Origin of the sequence: Acinetobacter sp. YH12227 (assembly GCF_013417785.1) — a bacterium.
Taxonomy (GTDB): Bacteria; Pseudomonadota; Gammaproteobacteria; order Pseudomonadales; family Moraxellaceae; genus Acinetobacter; species Acinetobacter gandensis.
Genome location: NZ_VPDH01000020.1, coordinates 1 through 17,654 on the forward strand (window position 1 = coordinate 1; position 17,654 = coordinate 17,654).

The 17,654-nt window shown below is 39.4% G+C and carries 13 protein-coding genes, 1 tRNA gene and 2 pseudogenes; 11 read left to right on the forward strand and 5 right to left on the reverse strand.

The annotated features are described in order from the left end of the window. Nucleotides 1-266 precede the first annotated feature (266 nt). Nucleotides 267-584 carry an MGMT family protein gene (locus tag FTV09_RS06160; protein ID WP_067762337.1) on the forward strand — a complete coding sequence of 106 codons (318 nt, stop codon included), beginning with the start codon at nucleotides 267-269 and terminating at the stop codon, nucleotides 582-584. 71 nt (nucleotides 585-655) lie between these two features. Here FTV09_RS06160 and FTV09_RS06165 read toward each other — a convergent pair whose 3' ends face one another. After that, entirely contained in the window at nucleotides 656-1,096 is a 441-nt protein-coding gene (locus FTV09_RS06165; protein ID WP_067762339.1) for a universal stress protein, read from the reverse strand. Nucleotides 1,097-1,367: 271 nt separating this feature from the next. Then, nucleotides 1,368-1,772, reverse strand: a complete 405-nt coding sequence (locus FTV09_RS06170; protein WP_067762341.1) for a hypothetical protein — start codon at nucleotides 1,770-1,772, stop codon at nucleotides 1,368-1,370. 179 nt (nucleotides 1,773-1,951) lie between these two features. Between FTV09_RS06170 and FTV09_RS06175 the strand changes: the two genes are divergently transcribed. Beyond that, a tRNA-Met gene (locus FTV09_RS06175) sits at nucleotides 1,952-2,028 on the forward strand. Nucleotides 2,029-2,269: 241 nt separating this feature from the next. Here the strand turns inward: FTV09_RS06175 and FTV09_RS06180 are convergent. Beyond that, nucleotides 2,270-3,895 carry an NAD+ synthase gene (locus FTV09_RS06180; RefSeq protein WP_180057340.1) on the reverse strand — a complete coding sequence of 542 codons (1,626 nt, stop codon included), beginning with the start codon at nucleotides 3,893-3,895 and terminating at the stop codon, nucleotides 2,270-2,272. A 415-nt stretch (nucleotides 3,896-4,310) separates the two neighbouring features. Continuing rightward, a complete protein-coding gene (locus tag FTV09_RS06185; RefSeq protein ID WP_180057342.1) occupies nucleotides 4,311-4,811 on the reverse strand; it encodes a hypothetical protein in 501 nt (166 codons plus the stop codon). Between the two features lie 163 nt (nucleotides 4,812-4,974). On the opposite strand from FTV09_RS06185, the gene FTV09_RS06190 reads away from it, so the two are divergent. The 5 genes and pseudogenes from FTV09_RS06190 (at nucleotide 4,975) to FTV09_RS06210 (ending at nucleotide 11,606) form a co-directional block, all read left to right on the forward strand. Then, a complete protein-coding gene (locus tag FTV09_RS06190) occupies nucleotides 4,975-6,477 on the forward strand; it encodes an AAA family ATPase (protein ID WP_180057344.1) in 1,503 nt (500 codons plus the stop codon). Beyond that, the gene (locus FTV09_RS06195) at nucleotides 6,465-7,901 is read left to right on the forward strand and encodes a VWA domain-containing protein (protein ID WP_180057346.1); all 1,437 of its coding nucleotides are present in this window, start codon (nucleotides 6,465-6,467) and stop codon (nucleotides 7,899-7,901) included. The genes FTV09_RS06190 and FTV09_RS06195 overlap by 13 nt, the downstream gene beginning before the upstream one ends. 239 nt (nucleotides 7,902-8,140) lie before the next feature. Next, a pseudogene (locus tag FTV09_RS06200) lies at nucleotides 8,141-9,097 on the forward strand (metal-dependent hydrolase). Between the two features lie 14 nt (nucleotides 9,098-9,111). Continuing rightward, a pseudogene (locus tag FTV09_RS06205) lies at nucleotides 9,112-9,978 on the forward strand (SDR family NAD(P)-dependent oxidoreductase). Between the two features lie 2 nt (nucleotides 9,979-9,980). Next, the gene (locus FTV09_RS06210) at nucleotides 9,981-11,606 is read left to right on the forward strand and encodes a flavin-containing monooxygenase (protein ID WP_373684996.1); all 1,626 of its coding nucleotides are present in this window, start codon (nucleotides 9,981-9,983) and stop codon (nucleotides 11,604-11,606) included. 295 nt (nucleotides 11,607-11,901) lie between these two features. Here the strand turns inward: FTV09_RS06210 and gltA are convergent, their stop codons facing one another. Continuing rightward, complete coding sequence (gene gltA / locus FTV09_RS06215; RefSeq protein ID WP_067762358.1) at nucleotides 11,902-13,179, reverse strand: citrate synthase; 1,278 nt, start codon at nucleotides 13,177-13,179, stop codon at nucleotides 11,902-11,904. Between the two features lie 1,028 nt (nucleotides 13,180-14,207). On the opposite strand from gltA, the gene sdhC reads away from it, so the two are divergent. The 4 genes from sdhC to FTV09_RS06235 are packed head-to-tail and all read left to right on the forward strand — an operon-like array spanning nucleotide 14,208 to nucleotide 17,604. Continuing rightward, complete coding sequence (gene sdhC, locus FTV09_RS06220; RefSeq protein ID WP_162270468.1) at nucleotides 14,208-14,606, forward strand: succinate dehydrogenase, cytochrome b556 subunit; 399 nt, start codon at nucleotides 14,208-14,210, stop codon at nucleotides 14,604-14,606. Beyond that, a complete protein-coding gene (gene sdhD / locus FTV09_RS06225) occupies nucleotides 14,606-14,971 on the forward strand; it encodes a succinate dehydrogenase, hydrophobic membrane anchor protein (RefSeq protein WP_067762362.1) in 366 nt (121 codons plus the stop codon). Before sdhC ends, sdhD begins: the two co-directional genes overlap by 1 nt. Nucleotides 14,972-14,983: 12 nt before the next feature. After that, nucleotides 14,984-16,882, forward strand: coding sequence for an FAD-dependent oxidoreductase (locus tag FTV09_RS06230; RefSeq protein ID WP_067762364.1), 1,899 nt, complete (start codon nucleotides 14,984-14,986; stop codon nucleotides 16,880-16,882). Between the two features lie 14 nt (nucleotides 16,883-16,896). Then, the gene (locus tag FTV09_RS06235; RefSeq protein WP_067762365.1) at nucleotides 16,897-17,604 is read left to right on the forward strand and encodes a succinate dehydrogenase iron-sulfur subunit; all 708 of its coding nucleotides are present in this window, start codon (nucleotides 16,897-16,899) and stop codon (nucleotides 17,602-17,604) included. Nucleotides 17,605-17,654: the final 50 nt, after the last annotated feature.

A 17,654-nucleotide genomic window follows, 5' to 3' on the forward strand; every position in this document is an offset into this window, starting at 1 on the left:
AAACTTTAACTGTATTGAGTGTGGTTTTAGCGAGAATGCGGATATAAATGCTTCTCGCAATATTTTGGCGGTGGGACACACCGTTTTGTCTGTGGAGGGTGGATGCGGTAAAGGTCGCCTTGTGAAGTAGAAAGCAAGTGAAATCCGTGAGGAAGTCGCCTAAGAGCTTTTGCTTTTAGAATCCTCCACTTGAGCTAGTCGAAAGTGGTGGGAGTATGTCAATAAATCATTGTGTAAGATGCGCATGGGAAGGAAAGGAACAACATTTGAAAAATAGTAATGAGTTAGCTATTCCAATTTTGGCTGTGATTCAACAGATTCCAAAAGGGAGAGTTGCGAGTTATGGACAAATTGCAAAATTAGCAGGTTTACCTAAACATGCTCGTTTAGTTGGCTATGTCCTCAAACATCTTGATCCTGCATCGAATATCCCATGGTATCGCGTGATTAATTCACAAGGTAAATTGAGCCTGGCTAAATTAGATGAGTATGGGCAAAACATTCAGCAATTGAAGTTACAAGATGAAGGTGTATACATGCTGAATGGCAAAGTAAATTTAAAGCATTATCAGTGGCAACCATAGCTCAGTGAATTGGGACATTAAAAAAGCCATCTACAATGAGAAGGCTTTTTGTACTTAGACTTTAAGTTAGCTTATTTGCGTACTACAAGTACTGGCACGTCAGATGCACCCAATACACTTTGAGCTACGCTGCCTAAGAAGAATTTTTTGATACCTGTACGGCCGTGCGAACCAATAATAATTAAGTCTGCATGGCTTTCTTCAGCAGCTTTTACAAGCTCAGCATGTACAACTTGTCCTTCAAGTAAGCGAGTTTCTACTATTACACCTTCAGCCGAAAATTTTTCTTTCGCTTCTTCAAGTGTATTTAGAATTGAAGCACGTGCGCGTTCAATTAAGTCATTGGTTTGAGATGCAGAAATATATTCAGCGGCAATATAAGGGTCAAGTGTGAGTACTTGCACCACAGTAATTTTACTGCCAAATGCTTTGGCAAATTCAACAGCTTTAGCAACCGCTGCATAAGAAGTTTCTGAACCGTCAACTGGAACTAAAATATTATTTAAAGCCATTTTATTTCTCCTTCTAAGATGAACTACGCTCATCAATCAAAACAACATTATTAACATTAAAATATTGGTTATAGTTTAATCATACGCTGTTTTGAAACTGAATAAAACCTAGTAAATACATAGGGATAAATAACTAAACATAAAAATAAACGATATAAAGCATGGGCTTAGCTTAGCCAAATTATGCAATGGCAAAACGCTTTGAAGTTGTAAAAATATTTAACCGAATGAGAACTCCAAGTTGCATGAATTTATAAGCATTTAAAGAATATTATTCACATTGAATAGATTGGGCATCGAGTTTAAATTTTGGTGCAACCTGTTCAAATTGCTTTAATTTTTCAAAGTCAGCGGGGTTAAAAATTTGTTCTTGTAGCTTTTTAATCTTGTTTGCACTGACATGATGTATTTGTGCACAGTGGAGCGCAATTTGATTATTCTTCGCAATGTTATGAACAGCAATAGAATCATTTAGATTTAAACGGACAATTGGTTGCTGCGCTTTGCTAAGTTGAGCGAGGCTGCGCTTCTGTTGCATGCTTAGTAAAGTCTGTCCATTGATCCATTGTGCTACATCACGGCGCACACCGTTATAATCGACAAATATAGGAGAGATCAATTGGCAGCCTACCAGACTACTGATGACACAGCTCAACACTAAGATTGATTTTTTCATATTATGCTCAATGGGTAAAACCCTAATATCTAACAATAAAATGTGATAAATACGATAAAAATTGTCATATTTGATTAAATAATATCATGTTGAAGTCTGCTTGTTTAAACTCTGAACAAATACGCATATTTATGCTTGACGCTGCTGCATGAAATCTACATAATGCCAACACAGTTTAAGGCTATGTAGCTCAGTTGGTTAGAGCACCGCACTCATAATGCGGGGGTCACAAGTTCAAGTCTCGTCATAGCCACCATTTTTATAGACCAAGCTCTCAGCTTGGTCTCTTTTTTTGTGCTTTAAGAAAGTAAAAACAAGATTCAGTATAACGTTATTAATAATGTAGTTTGCAAAAACGATCAAAACAGATTTTATATTTAAATTTTCAAGTTCAAGTTCAAGTTCAAGATTGAAATGCAATTTATCCTTTAAATTGTATTTAAAATTCACAGATATAATAAAGCCCAGTCGAAACTGGGCTTTTAGTCATCTTTAAATTAGATGCCAGGTTTCCAACCATTCACGATTGGGTAGCGGCGTTCACGGCTAAAGGCACGTGAGCTAATACGTGGACCAATGGCACCTTGGCGACGTTTGTATTCATTTAAATCGACTAAACGAATGACTTTTTTCACGACGTCAGCATCAAAGCCTTTTGCAATAATGTCATCTTGGCTCATATCTTCTTCAATGTATGCATACAAAATTGCATCCAATACATCGTATTCAGGAAGTGAGTCTTGGTCTTTTTGATCTGGACGAAGCTCAGCAGAAGGTGGGCGTGTAATTACACGTTCTGGAATGACTGGTGTCTCAGAAATGCTATTACGGTATTTGGCAAGTTCAAACACAATCGTTTTGTATACATCTTTTAAAACTGCATAACCACCGACCATGTCACCATAAAGCGTGCAGTAACCGACAGACAATTCAGACTTGTTACCTGTTGATAGAACCAAGTTACCAAATTTGTTTGAAAGTGCCATTAACAGTGTGCCACGTGAGCGTGCTTGAAGATTTTCTTCTGTAGCATCGGCAGGTGAGTCACCAAAGAATGGGAACAATGTTTGCATGAAACCGTTCACAATTGGATTGATCTCAGCAATACCAAATGTAACGGCCATGTTTTTCGCTTGTTCAGCAGCATCTTCAACACTGATTTGAGCTGTATAGGTGTATGGCATCATCACAGCTTGAACTTTATCTGCACCAATCGCATCAGCAGCAATGGCTAGTGTTAATGCAGAGTCAATACCACCAGATAAACCAAGAATCACACCAGGGAAGCCAGAACGTTGAACATAGTCACGCGTTGCAATTACAAGGCTTTGATAAATTTCAGCCATAGTGTCGAGTACGGGAACAATATTGCCTTTCTTATAGGCTTTTTGATCGGCATCGTATTCTACAAAGTAAAGGTCTTCGACAAAACTTGGTGCTTGTACAACGACTTCACCTGCATTGTTGATCACAAAACTTGTACCATCAAATACAAGGTCATCTTGACCACCAACTTGGTTGCAATAAACCAAATTAATATTCAATTGTTTGGTTAATGCAGACATGGTTTCAATACGATGTTGTGGTTTACCTACTTCGTAAGGAGACGCATTAAGTACGAGTGCTGTTTCTACATTGAGTTGTGCCAATTGTTGTACGGTTGGGAGAGCCCAAACGTCTTCACAAATAAGTACACCAAATTTATGACCTAGATATTCAAATACAAGATGTTGATGGCCTTCGTTGAAATAACGTTTTTCATCAAATACGCTGTAATTCGGTAGGTTTTGCTTGTTATAAATACCCAACACTTGACCATTTTTCATGACTGCTGCTGAGTTATAACGCTGACCATCTTCAGTTTGATTAACAAAACCAAACACTAAAACGATATCTTGGATTGACGCCAATTGTTCGAACGCTTGTTGAGTGCGTTTATTTAAACTTGGGCGTAGCAATAAGTCTTCAGCAGGATAACCTACTGTAGATAGCTCAGGAAAAACAATAATATCTACATTCTGTTCTTTTGCAGCATTGGCTTGTTGAAGCATTTTTGCTGCATTTGATTCTAGGTTACCAATATGTGGAGAGAACTGAGCAAGTGCAATTTTAAAACTATTCATTCCAACTAAATCCTATTCCTATAGGTGAATACACTTAACACACTGATTTGTATCATTGTAATTATTCAGCGAGTGTATTTAGATACGAAAAATACTGCCGAAAGGCGAAAACTAAATACCATCATCGTATGATAATCAAACCGCATTTATTGCGTGGCAAAAAAGGCTAGCCCTATTTTATCTGAAATTAAGCGAGATACTAGGGTTATTGATAGCTTTTAAAAGGTTGACCATAGATATTCATAATAAATGTGACCATGATGCGGCTTTTTTATTCAATATGGCTATCTTTGGACTCATTTTCCCCCCAAGCTTTATGCATGTTTAATCGTAATTTTTAGCTGCTGATGGTGAGTTGTGAATTTGCTTTAAGTGTCGGTTTTTACTTAAGTCATTACAGCATTTAAACTAAAAATCAATGTGCTGATTCCTTCATTAAAATAATGTTTTCAATACGCTTAAGGTAGATGTCGCGGGCGATATCGCCTTGTTGCTCAATGTTGTAATCAAAATAGGCTTTGTTAGGTTTTAGCTGGTAGTGATATGGATTGTATTTTTTGAAACTACAAAAATAAGCCAACTGTAAGATTGCCCCGAAAACTAGAACATTGATGTTTTTTTGATGTTGATAAACGTGGGCCATCTCGTGGATAAAAAGAGCACGATAGCCTAAGCGTTCTTGTGAATAATCATCTTTATACAATAAATTTCGCGCATGGATATAGCCACTCGGTGCCATGACCACATTGGATGCTTGCCAAGGCAAAAATGGATGATTCATGATTTTGACCTGCTGATAATCAATTAAATCCCCAAATACTTCACGGCACATGGTGATTTCACCTTGTGTCAACATTCGCCATTTAAAACTTTCGAGTTTTAATAGCTTAATGAGTGGAGGTAAGTAATTTAGCATAAAGGGGAGTGATAAAAAATAGCCTATTTACAATCTACTATAACCTGAATATGTCGTTGAAATGTGTATTTATAATGCTAAATCGCACAGGAAAATGTAGCTAAATGCAGCATATTACTTGATACAGCGCTACAATTTCGTTTTCGGTTTTATAGATAGCAGCATGCAAGCACGGATCAATACTTTAATTTCTGAAATTAGTAAAAATATGTATGAACGTGAGCAAATTATTGCTTTAAGTTTGCTTGCTGGTATTGCTGGAATGAATACCTTTTTGTATGGTCTACCAGGTACTGCAAAGAGTTTGATTTCAAGACGCATCGCTTCGGCCTTTGAAGTGCACGACTATTTTGAATATTTGATGAATCGTTTTAGCACACCTGAGGAAATTTTTGGACCCGTATCTATTAAAGCCTTAAAAGAAGATCAATACATTCGTAAAACTGAACACTATTTGCCGCGTGCTGATTTTGCTTTTCTCGATGAAATTTGGAAAGCTAGTCCTGCGATTTTAAATACATTATTAACTTTGGTGAATGAACGCAGTTTTAAAAATGGTGAAATCATTCAAAAAGTACCTTTAAATGTATTAATCAGTGCCTCTAATGAAATTCCAGAACAGAATCAGGGTTTGGATGCATTATATGACCGTTTCATTCTGAGATTAGAAGTACCGCCGATTACCGAAGCAAATAATTTTCATGCTTTATTGCAAGCGAAACCATCTAAAGTGACTGTAGAGGTCGATGCAGCATTAAAAATTAAAAAAGCTGAGCTTGACGATTGGCGTGAGCAAATTTATGCCATTGAATTGCCTGCGCCGATTTTGCATATTTTTGACTTAATCAAACATCGACTTAAGCATAACGTTGAAGATCATGTGATTTATGTTTCAGATCGTCGTTGGCAGCGTGTGGCATATTTGGTGAAAGCATGTGCTTTTTTGAATGATCGTCAGCAGGTGATCGTCAGTGATCTATTGATCTTAAAGCATTGTTTATGGAATCAACCGGAAGATATTGAATTTATAGCCACACAGTTAGATGACATACTGGCTGAACAAGCTTTGAATGATGGCTTGGACTATGAGAAATTAGTATCTGAAAAAGATCAGCTTGAGCAGCGCGTTTTAAATTATTTTTATTATACCGATGATGTGTATGAGTCATATCTCATTCAGGGCAAGGATTATTTGCGTGCGGTAACCAATTTAGATCGCCATTATAAAGATAAATTACTTTACCTTGAGCTGGATAAAATGGACACCAAAAAGGACTTTTTTGCCTTGGATGAAACAGGTGAAGAAGTGCGAGGTATTGTGTGTAATTTTAATGGCGTGCGAGTATGTACATTAAAAGGTGGTTATTATGGTTTAGAAGAGGTCGTCACGCCGTATATTAAATATCATAAGGGCGCTGCACGAAGCACATTGTCAGCACAGGATAAATACACTTTATTGCAGGAAGTACAGGCACTAAAATCGAAATTTTTACATGCATTCCATACACATGCTGAACGCTATAAAGTACAAAAAGATCAGTTCCAGTCGGCTTTTGTAGTGAAAGATGATATTGAAAAATTACAACAAGCCATTGAGCAACAACAAGCGCGTTATCAGCTTCAATTACAGGATTGTGAGCGTCTGGAACAGTTATGTCGCAATTAAAACCGACACGACAACAAACCCAATCGGCACTCGATGAATTAAGTTCGCAGCTTTATGATGAATTAAAACAATCCAGCTTAAAACATTGGTTGGATGATCATAAAGTGGCAAAAAAGCTCGATCAAAAAATTCAGGAATGGGCCTTTCAGGCAAAGTCGAGTTTAGATCAGCAACATCCTTATTTACATGCTCAACAGCAGCTAGAACATTGGTTAAAGGCTGAGTTCTCTGTTGCTGAATTAAAGCAGTTGATGGATGAATATGCCGACTTTAATCAAAGTTTGGGACAACTTGAGTTAACTGGATATTGGCAAGTTCAAAATGATATTCAGTTATTGTCGCCACAAAACATTGCCTTGCAAGCTGCTTTGGTAAAACAGAAATGGCAACGTAAGTTAATGGAAGCTGTCGCACATTGGGAGTTTGAGCAACTCAGTTTGCAGCGAGATACTTTTTTAGAAGAAATAAAAGACTTTCTGGCGACCTTGGCGAAAATGGCAAAATATCAAGATAGCTTGGGTTTTGAGACAGGAATTTTCATTGATTATTCTAAGGGGCAACTGACTGAACAAGACATGCAGCATTTTGAGCAGTGGGCCAGTTGTTTAGAGCAAGATGCTGAGTTAAAGCGTTTATGTCATCAAATTGGTAGTGCTCAGCCGCACAAACCTCGTAAGCGCTTAAATGCAACACTCAGTGCAACGCCAGAGCAATATGTAGAGCAATCGGCACAAGAAGAAATCACTGGTATTAAATTGGCGCATGACTTAAGTCTGGCATTGCCAAGTGAGCTAGCATTATTGTCAGATCCAGATTTACAGATTTTATTTGATTTAAAATTTCTAGAAGCCAATTTGATGAGCTTTAATATGCAAGGCCAGCAACATGGTCGTGTTATTGAAGACCAGCATCAGAAGCGACAACGAATGGGGCAGAAAGGTCCGATGCTGATTTGTTTAGATACCAGTGGTTCTATGAATGGGCAGCCTGAACTGATCTCTAAAGCCATTTGTTTATATTTGAGTATGCAAGCCTTACGTGAAAAACGTGCAATGTATATTGTGAATTTTTCGACCAATATTACGGCGCTGAACGTAAAGCGTGACGGTGGGCTCGATGATGTTATTCATTTTTTGGCACAGTCGTTTCATGGCGGGACGGATATTTTGCCAGCAATGAGTCATGCTGTAGAAATGCTAAAACAGCTACAATTTGCTCATGCCGATGTTGTGGTCATTTCCGATTTTATTATGGGACATTTGACAGACGAGTTAATGCAGGAAATTAGTCAGTATAAAGAGCAAGGCAATGGTTTCTATGCAGTGGCCATTGGCAATATTCGATTAGATCATTTGGATGAAAGCCTGTTTGATCATCAATGGATCTACCAATCAAATCGTGGCGAAGTAGTGCAACTGCACTGAATTTAAACTCAGAACTTAAAATTACGCTGACCTTAAATGATAAGGTTTTGAGTCCTTTAGCAGTGAAGTTTTAAAGATTGTCAGACAAAGAAAATCTTTGAGCAAATTTGCAAATCGATAGGTTGATTTTGCTAATGGGTTCACATTTTTTCTACCTTAGTTTGTTCTCAATACATGTGTTTTGACCTGTTACCAACATGATGTCAGTGCAGGAAAACACCCATATTGAGAGACGAACTATGAGCGCTTTTCAACCGATTAAAAAAACATTAGCTCGCGTATTTTCATCGCCTGTATTTGATGCGACGAAGCAGTCTGCTGTTGTTCCGATTCGCCATATGAAATTTGATTTTGAAGCGGATAAAATTGACCCTAAATTTTATATGAATGCGGAATTGGCTAGTGCCTATTTTGGCTCTTTGTCTATTTTCTTAACACACGGTGAAGATTTAGTGATTGATACGGCGCGCTACCACCGTGATTTCATTGATGATCCTATACTTAAGCAACGTGTAACATCATTGATTGGTCAGGAAGCCATTCACTCACGTATGCATGAAGAATTAAATGAAGCATATAAGTTACAAGGTTTGCCAGTATCAATCTTTAGAAAATTTGAACACTACGTATTTGAGTATGGATTTGAGCGTTTACCCCAACCGATGAAATTGTCTTTAATGGCAGCAATTGAGCATTTTACGGCAGTCCTTGCTGAATACATGATGAATCATGAAGAAGTGTTTTTTAGCTCATAAGATGAAAAGCAGCGTGCGATTTGGATGTGGCACATGCTAGAAGAATCTGAACATAAAGATATTGCTTATGATGTCTTCCAAAAACTATCAAATAATTATGCTTTACGTGTCGCTGGTTTTTTTCCGGCTTTAATTACTATCTTATTATTAATTTCATTTGCTTCATTCTTTGCACCGTTTTATCGCAAACCTTCGAACTTAATAAGTTTGGATTATTGGAAAGATTTGCCACGTAGCGTTGGACTGATTTTTGGGCTTAAAGATGGTGTATATGGCAGTAGCATCAAACACATATTTGATTATCTGCGTCCAAGTTTCCATCCAAATGATTATGACACTTCAGCCTTTCTTGAATACTACAAAAAACGGCTATTAAATCCAGTGGATGGGGTGTTGACGCCATATTTTGTTAAAGAATTTACCCCTGCATTAAAAGTATAAGAAAGGATAAAACCATGGGTCTATTTGGAAAAAAGAACAAGCCAAGCGAAAATGCCTATGCAGTGGTCACTGGTGCAGGTAGTGGTATTGGGCGAAGCTTTGCTTTGGAGTTGGCACGTCGGGGCGGGACAGTGGTCTGTGCCGATATTCATTTAGAGGCAGCGCAAGAAACAGTTGATCAAATTCAGTCTACAACCTCATCAAATGCTTATGCGGTGCAGTGTGATGTGGGTAAGGCTGAACAAGTGCAAGCACTGGCAGAGCAAGCAGAGCAGTTGATGGGGCACGACGTGACCTTGGTGATCAACAATGCAGGCGTCGGGCTTGGTGGTAAATTTGATGAACTCACCCTAGATGATTGGCAATGGTGTATGCATGTCAATCTTTGGGGTGTCGTACATGGCTGTCACTACTTCGTACCAAAGTTAAAACAAAATAAGCAGGGTGGTGCGATTATTAATGTTGCTTCTGCTGCGGCATATACTGCTGCACCTGAAATGACAGCATATAACGTGACGAAGTCGAGTGTGCTGGCATTGTCTGAAACTTTATCGGCAGAGCTGTGATCGGCAAATATCCGTGTGAATGTACTGTGCCCAACATTGGTGCCGACCAATATCATGAAAAATGGTCGCTTACCTAAACGATATTCAGGCCTGGCTGATCAATTGCTGATGAATCATACATTTACGACTAGCCATGATGTAGTCAATTTGACCTTGAATAATTTAGATGCAGGGAAGTTGTATACCATTCCACAACCTGATGCCAAATTATTTTGGTGGTTAAAACGTTTATCCCCGCAAACCTATACCCGTTTATTGGGGGTGGGTTATCCCATATTTAACAACTATATTAAAAAGTCGGGAGCAAAAGCATGAACATGCCGACACAATTACATGACGATGATGTAAAAGCATTAGATCAAGAGAAAACTCAAACTAAAAAGCCTACAACGCATACTAATGCACGTCGTTCTGCATCGTCTTCTGCCAAAGCTAAAAAAGCCGCACAAGACCGATCAGACTCAGAACCAAGCCTAGAAGTATCAAGTCTAGAAAATCAAGTGCGTATCTACGATACCATTGTGATTGGTGCTGGGATATCAGGTTTAGCTGCCGCTCATCAAATGAATGAACGAGGTTATACCGATTATGTGGTTTTGGAAAAAGCCAATCGCGTGGGGGGAACATGGCGCGACAATACCTATCCTGGCTGTGGATGTGATGTGCCCTCAGCGTTGTATTCGTTTTCATTTGCGCCGAGTCATAAATGGAGTCATTTATTTGCCAAGCAACCTGAGATTCTGACCTATTTGGAAGATGTTGCAGAGCAGCATGCGCTTTATCGCAACATTCAGTTCAACTGTGAGCTAATTTCAGCGGAATGGAATGAGCAATTAAAGCAATGGCAATTGGAGACGAGCAAAGGTCAGTATGCGGCAAGAACAGTGATCTTTTCCACTGGGCCGATTACTGAACCACAAATACCTAAAATTAAAGGTATTGAAAGCTTTAAAGGGGAAATGTTCCATTCTGCGCGTTGGAATCATGATTATGATTTAACCGGTAAGCGTATAGCTGTGATTGGTACTGGAGCATCAGCCATACAATTTGTGCCGCAAGTACAACCTTTGGCCAAGGAGTTAATCGTTTTTCAACGGACTACGCCATGGGTATTACCTAAGGCTGATTTCCCACTGAATGATCGTGCAAAAGGTGTGCTGACACGTTTCCCTGCCATTCAGCAAACATGGCGTAAAAGTGTATCGGGTATCCTAAATGGGATTAACCTAGGCCTACGTAATCCTTCTTTGCTTGAACCAGTAAATTATTTAGGCAAGCAATTGCTGAAAAGCCAAATTCAGGACGATGAATTGCGTGAGAAAGTTACACCAAACTTTTCTATCGGCTGTAAGCGCTTACTCTTTGCTAATAATTACTATCCTGCATTGCAACAAGCAAATGTTGAACTTGTGCCACATGGCCTGGTAGAAATAGAAGGAAATACAGTAATTGCAGCCAATGGTGAGCGGCACGACGTTGATGTGATTATTTGGGGTACAGGCTTTGAGGTGTCGCATCCACCGATTGGAAATCGTGTACGGAATGCACAAGGTCAATTATTGTCAGAACTGTGGAAAGATAGCTCGCCTGAGGCCTTTTTAGGCACAAGTATTGCGCAAGTGCCAAATGCTTTCTTGGTGCTTGGGCCAAATATTTTGGTTTATGATTCCTTTATTGGAATTGCAGAAGCACAAGTTGGTTATATCGTTGATGCTTTGGTACGGATGAAGCAGCAGCGTATTGAAATTAAGCCTAATGTTCTAGCTTATCATAATGCCAAAGTGCAAACGCATTTGCAGACGACAGTGTTCAATCGAGGTGGTTGTAAGAGTTACTATTTGGATGCCAATGGGCGTAATTTTGCTGCTTGGCCATGGTCGCTTAATCAGTTGAAACAGCGTTTAAAACATGCAGATTTGAGTCATTATGATACGGTTGCTTAGATTAGCAGGCGTTGAGTATTTTTTATTTATATGGAACGAGACCTAATTTCTTAGAGAAATTGGGTCTTTTTTAATATATTTGGCTGACTCAACTTTTATGATTGCTTGGAGCTGTATACATAAGCAGCACTTGTTGTGATTGACGATACTTTATAACTTGTGCTTCATTATTAAATCAAATGATGAATGTTTTATTTAATCGGTATTGAGTGTTTGTTTTGAGGCAATAGAGTTTCATGGCAATAAAAAACCACCCGAAAGGGTGGTTTTTTCAAAATCGGATAATTCTTTCGAATTAACGACCTTGGATATCGCGTTGAGTTTCGCCAGTGTAAAGCTGACGAGGACGACCGATTTTGTATGCAGCGCTGTGCATTTCTAACCAGTGGCTGATCCAACCAACTGTACGTGCAAGAGCGAAGATTACTGTAAACATTTCAGTCGGGATACCAATCGCTTTAAGAATGATACCTGAGTAGAAGTCTACGTTAGGGTAAAGGTTACGTTTGATGAAGTATTCATCAGAAAGCGCAATGCGTTCAAGTTCCATAGCTAAAGCTAATTGTGGATCGTTGATACCAAGTGCAGTTAACACTTCGTCGCAAGTCTCTTTCATTACTTTCGCACGTGGATCGAAGTTTTTGTAAACTCGGTGACCGAAGCCCATAAGTTTAACTTCTTTAGTTTTCACTTTTTCCATGAACGGAGCAACGTTTTCTACAGTGCCGATTTCATCAAGCATCTTAAGAACAGCTTCGTTTGCACCACCGTGAGCAGGACCCCATAGAGCCGCAATACCAGCAGCGATACATGCATACGGGTTAGCACCAGTAGAACCAGCTAGACGTACTGTAGAAGTAGACGCGTTTTGTTCGTGGTCAGCATGAAGCGTGAAAATACGGTCCATTGCTTTCGCAAGAATTGGGTCAACTTTGTAGTCACGGTCTGCAGGAGTAGCAAACATCATGTACAGGAAGTTTTCTGCGTAAGTCAAATCGTTACGTGGGTAAACGAATGGTTGACCAACTGTGTATTTGTAAGTCCAAGCAGCCAGTGTAGGTACTTTAGCGATCAAACGAATCGCAGTGATTTCACGATGGTCGATGTTTTCGATGTCAAGGCTGTTGTGATAGAACGCAGAAAGCGCACCAACAACACCACACATGATCGCCATAGGATGCGCGTCACGACGGAAACCATTGAAGAAGCGGCTAACTTGGTCGTGAACCATAGTGTGGTTACGAACTTTAGCGTCAAATTCAACTTTCTGTTCAGCAGTTGGAAGCTCGCCATTTAGAAGAAGGTAGCAAGTTTCTAGGTAGTCTGCTTTAGTCGCTAACTGGTCGATTGGGTAGCCACGGTGTAAAAGAACGCCTTTACCACCATCGATGAATGTAATTTTAGATTCACACGCCGCTGTAGATACGAAACCAGGATCAAAAGTAAAGTGGCCTGCAGCCAATACATCTTTAACATCAATTACATCTGGGCCCAGAGTGCCACTGTAAATTGGTAAGTCAATTTCTTTGCCATCAAGCTGTAAAACGGCTTTTTTGCCAGTTGCTTCAGACATTCAATAGATCTCCTGTCCTGGTGAATGTATATCTGACTCTGAGTGCTAATCTTTTAATGCTCGAATCAGACGGATCAAAAATTTGCTATAAGATTAGTGAGTACTGAAATTTTGTCAATTATACTTATGGATAAAAGTGACGCCTTAATAGAGGCTTGGTCAGAAATTATACATTTAAAAAAATGAGTAAAATCACAGCACGGACGCAGTATAATAAGTCAAATTGCAGGGGAGGTGCAGAATAAAAAAAGCCTGTTGGATTAATTGTAAGCAATTTTTAATTCTTAAAAACTCTGACACTTTTGGATTTATCAAGAGTTACATTTAGCTAAATTATTATAATTTTCGTAACTTACACGCATTCCTTAAAATAAATCGGTCTTTTCTTACTCATAATTAAAACGACTAACTGAGCCTTTTAAAAAAGTTCGTTTGGTTAAAAAATAGCTAATTAAATAGCGAAAAATGATTAAAAAAGGTACTAATTGACGCTATAAATACGAGTTGATGATGGATAAATGATCGGTTTTAGAGGTTTGTAGAATTTTATGCACAGACTAAGTGCTTATTTCATTTAATGATCTTTCTATTTAATCATTAATATAAATACCAAACATTTATTTGAGTGATTAAGTCTTGGCGAATGGCGAAGATGCTTTTAAAATGTAGTAGGAAAATAAAGGTTTAGATTTGTTCATCTTTAGTCTAAATAAATTTTTCTGCTTATAAACACAAAAACGAAAAATAAAATATCTATTTAACTTTTTAAAACCAATGACATAGTGGAAATTTGTTAGATCTACAGCTTCTATGTTGGCACCAATGTTATTGTTAATGATTCTTATTTAAAGGTTTTTTGTTCAAATCATATATTGTCATCGTTTGTATTTTAATAGTTCACGTTTTATAATTCCCTGTCGTTTATAAGATCAGACAGCTGCAGAGTTTATTATATTGTGTCGTCTGACTATGCCAGCTTTCCTACGAATTAATTCCAACAAACTCCGGATGGAGTTTTTACTTACAGGATGCCCGCTGTGAAAAGCAACAGACCTGTCAATTTGTCCATGGGTCAAGTTTTAGAAGTAAACTTAAAATCCCCTGTGGCTATTGCATCAATATTACACCGTCTATCTGGTGTTATCGTATTTTTACTTGTACCAGTCCTTTTATGGATTCTAGACAAATCACTTTCTTCACCTGAAGGTTTTGCGCAAGTTCAAGAAATCTTCAGTGGTTTCATTGTGCGTTTTGTTGTATGGGTATTTGTAGCCGGCTTACTGTATCACCTCATTGGTGGTATTAAGCATCTACTTGCAGATCTTGGTATTGCCGAAGAACTTCAAAGTGGTCGTATCGCAGCTACTATTTCATTGATCTTGTCTGCAATTAGTATTATTGCAGCGTTTGTATGGATTGTTCTCTAATGAAAAGTGCTACAGGTTTAACAGGATCAGGTTCTCGCGATTGGTTTATCCAACGTGTAAGTGCTGTTGTATTGGCTGTTTATACTATTGTTGTACTGGGTTGGATCCTTTGTAATAGTGGATTTAGCTTCGAACAATGGTATGGCTTTATGATGACAACTCCAATGAAGATTTTATCTTTGTTGTCAGTCTTATCTCTTGTTGCGCATGCTTGGATCGGTATGTGGCAAGTATTCACAGACTATGTGACTACTCGTCAAATGGGTCCTTCGGCGAACGGCTTGCGTTTGGTGCTTACTTCAGCAGTGATTATTGCTGTACTTGCATACGCAATCTGGGCGATCCAGATTTTTTGGGCAAATTGATAGGAAGATATCATGGGCGCTATAACCCCTAAAGAAGATTACACAAATATTCCGCACCAAACTTTCGATGCAGTCATCGTTGGTGGTGGTGGTTCAGGTATGCGTGCTTCTTACCAACTTGCTCAAGCTGGTTTGAAAGTAGCAGTACTAACTAAAGTATTCCCTACGCGTTCACACACTGTAGCAGCGCAGGGTGGTATTGGTGCATCTCTTGGTAACATGCAAGAAGATAACTGGCACTACCACTTCTACGATACAGTTAAAGGTTCTGACTGGTTAGGTGACCAAGACGCAATCGAGTACATGACTCGCGAAGCGCCACAAGTTGTTTATGAACTTGAACACCTAGGTATGCCATTCGACCGTAATGCTGACGGCACAATTTACCAACGTCCATTCGGTGGTCACGCTGCGAACTATGGTGAAAAACCAGTTCCACGTGCTTGTGCTGCTGCTGACCGTACAGGCCACGCACTTCTTCATACGCTTTATCAAAGCAACGTGAAAATGGGCACTCAATTCTTCGTTGAATGGATCGCGCTTGATCTTATTCGTAACGAAGCAGGTGATGTGCTTGGTGTAACAGCGATTGACCAGGAAACAGGTAACATTGCAGTATTCCAAGGTAAAGCAACATTGTTTGCTACTGGTGGTGCTGGTCGTGTTTACCGCGCATCTACAAACGCTTATATCAATACTGGTGATGGTCTTGGTATGGCTGCTCGTGCGGGTATTCCATTACAAGATATGGAATTCTGGCAGTTCCACCCTACAGGTGTAGCGGGCGCTGGTGTATTGTTGACTGAAGGTTGTCGTGGTGAAGGTGCAATCCTTCGTAACGATGCTGGTGAGCCGTTCATGGAACGCTATGCTCCGACACTGAAAGACTTGGCTCCTCGTGACTTCGTTTCACGTTCTATGGACCAAGAAATTAAAGAAGGTCGTGGTTGTGGTCCTAAGAAAGATTACATCTTGCTTGATATGACGCACTTGGGTGCGGATACGATCATGAAACGTCTACCATCTGTATTTGAGATTGGTCGTAAGTTCGCGAACGTTGACATCACGAAAGAGCCGATTCCTGTAGTACCTACTATTCATTATCAAATGGGTGGTATTCCTACAAACATTCATGGTCAAGTGGTTCTTCCAGAAAGCCGTGAAACTGAAGCACTTGTAGCGAATTACAATAAAGAAACTGATGTGTATTCACACAATGGTGGTGAACGTAACTTCACTAAGCCAGTAAAAGGTTTCTATGCAATTGGTGAATGTTCATGTGTATCTGTACACGGTGCGAACCGTCTTGGTACGAACTCACTTCTTGATTTGGTTGTATTTGGTAAGGCAGCTGGTGAACACATCATCGATTACGTGACTAAGCATCACGGTGATGAATATGCGCCACTTCCTACAACTGTTCTTGAGAATACGTTTAAACGTATTAAACAACTTGATGAATCTACTTCAGGTGAGAATGCTCAAGAAGTTGCTGATGCAATCCGTGATATCGTTCAAGATCACGCTGGTGTATTCCGTACATCTGCACTTCTTGAAGAAGGTGTGAAGCAGATTCTTGCAATTGAACCGCGCGTACGCAATATTCACTTGAAAGACAAATCTAAAGTATTCAACACTGCACGTATTGAAGCACTTGAAGTTGAAAACTTGTATGAAGTTGCTAAAGCGACATTAATCTCTGCGGCTGCTCGTAAAGAGTGTCGTGGTGCGCATACAGTTGTTGATTTCGAAGAATCTCCGGATCATCCAGCTTACCCTTATGGTCGTCGTGATGATGAGTGGATGAAGCACACATTATGGTTCTCTGTTGATAACCATCTTGAGTACAAGCCTGTGCGTTACAAACCATTATCGGTTGACGCGATTCCACCTAAACCACGTACATTCTAATTAGGAGAAGTAAGATGAGTAGAGGTACTCGTACATTTAATATCTACCGCTACGATCCTGATAAGGATACAGCACCGTACATGCAAACTTTCAAATTGGAGTTGACTGACAAGCACCGTATGTTGCTTGATGCACTTCTAGCATTGAAAGTACAAGATGAATCTTTAACGTTCCGTCGTTCATGCCGTGAAGGTATCTGTGGTTCTGATGGTGTAAACATCAACGGTAAAAATGGTTTGGCGTGTCTTTGGAACCTAAACGATTTGCCAAACGAAATTACAATCCGTCCTTTACCTGGTTTGCCAGTGGTTAAAGACTTAGTTGTGGATATGAACCAGTTCTACGATCAGTATGACAAAATTCACCCATTCCTAATCAATAATCAACCTGCACCAGCGAAAGAGCGTTTACAGTCTCCAGAAGACCGTGAACATTTAGATGGTTTGTATGAATGTATTCTTTGTGCATGTTGTTCAACTTCATGCCCATCATTCTGGTGGAACCCTGATAAATTCTTGGGTCCTTCAGCATTGTTGAATGCATACCGTTTTATCATCGACTCTCGTGATACAGCAACTCAAGAGCGTTTGGCTCGTCTTGACGACCCATTCTCGTTGTTCCGTTGTAAAGGTATTATGAACTGTGTGTCTGTATGTCCTAAGGGTCTTAACCCAACTAAAGCAATCGGTCACATCCGTAATATGCTTTTAGATTTAGGCTAATAGAGTTAGCAGAAAAAAAGAGCGCACCTTGGGTGCGCTTTTTTTTGTCA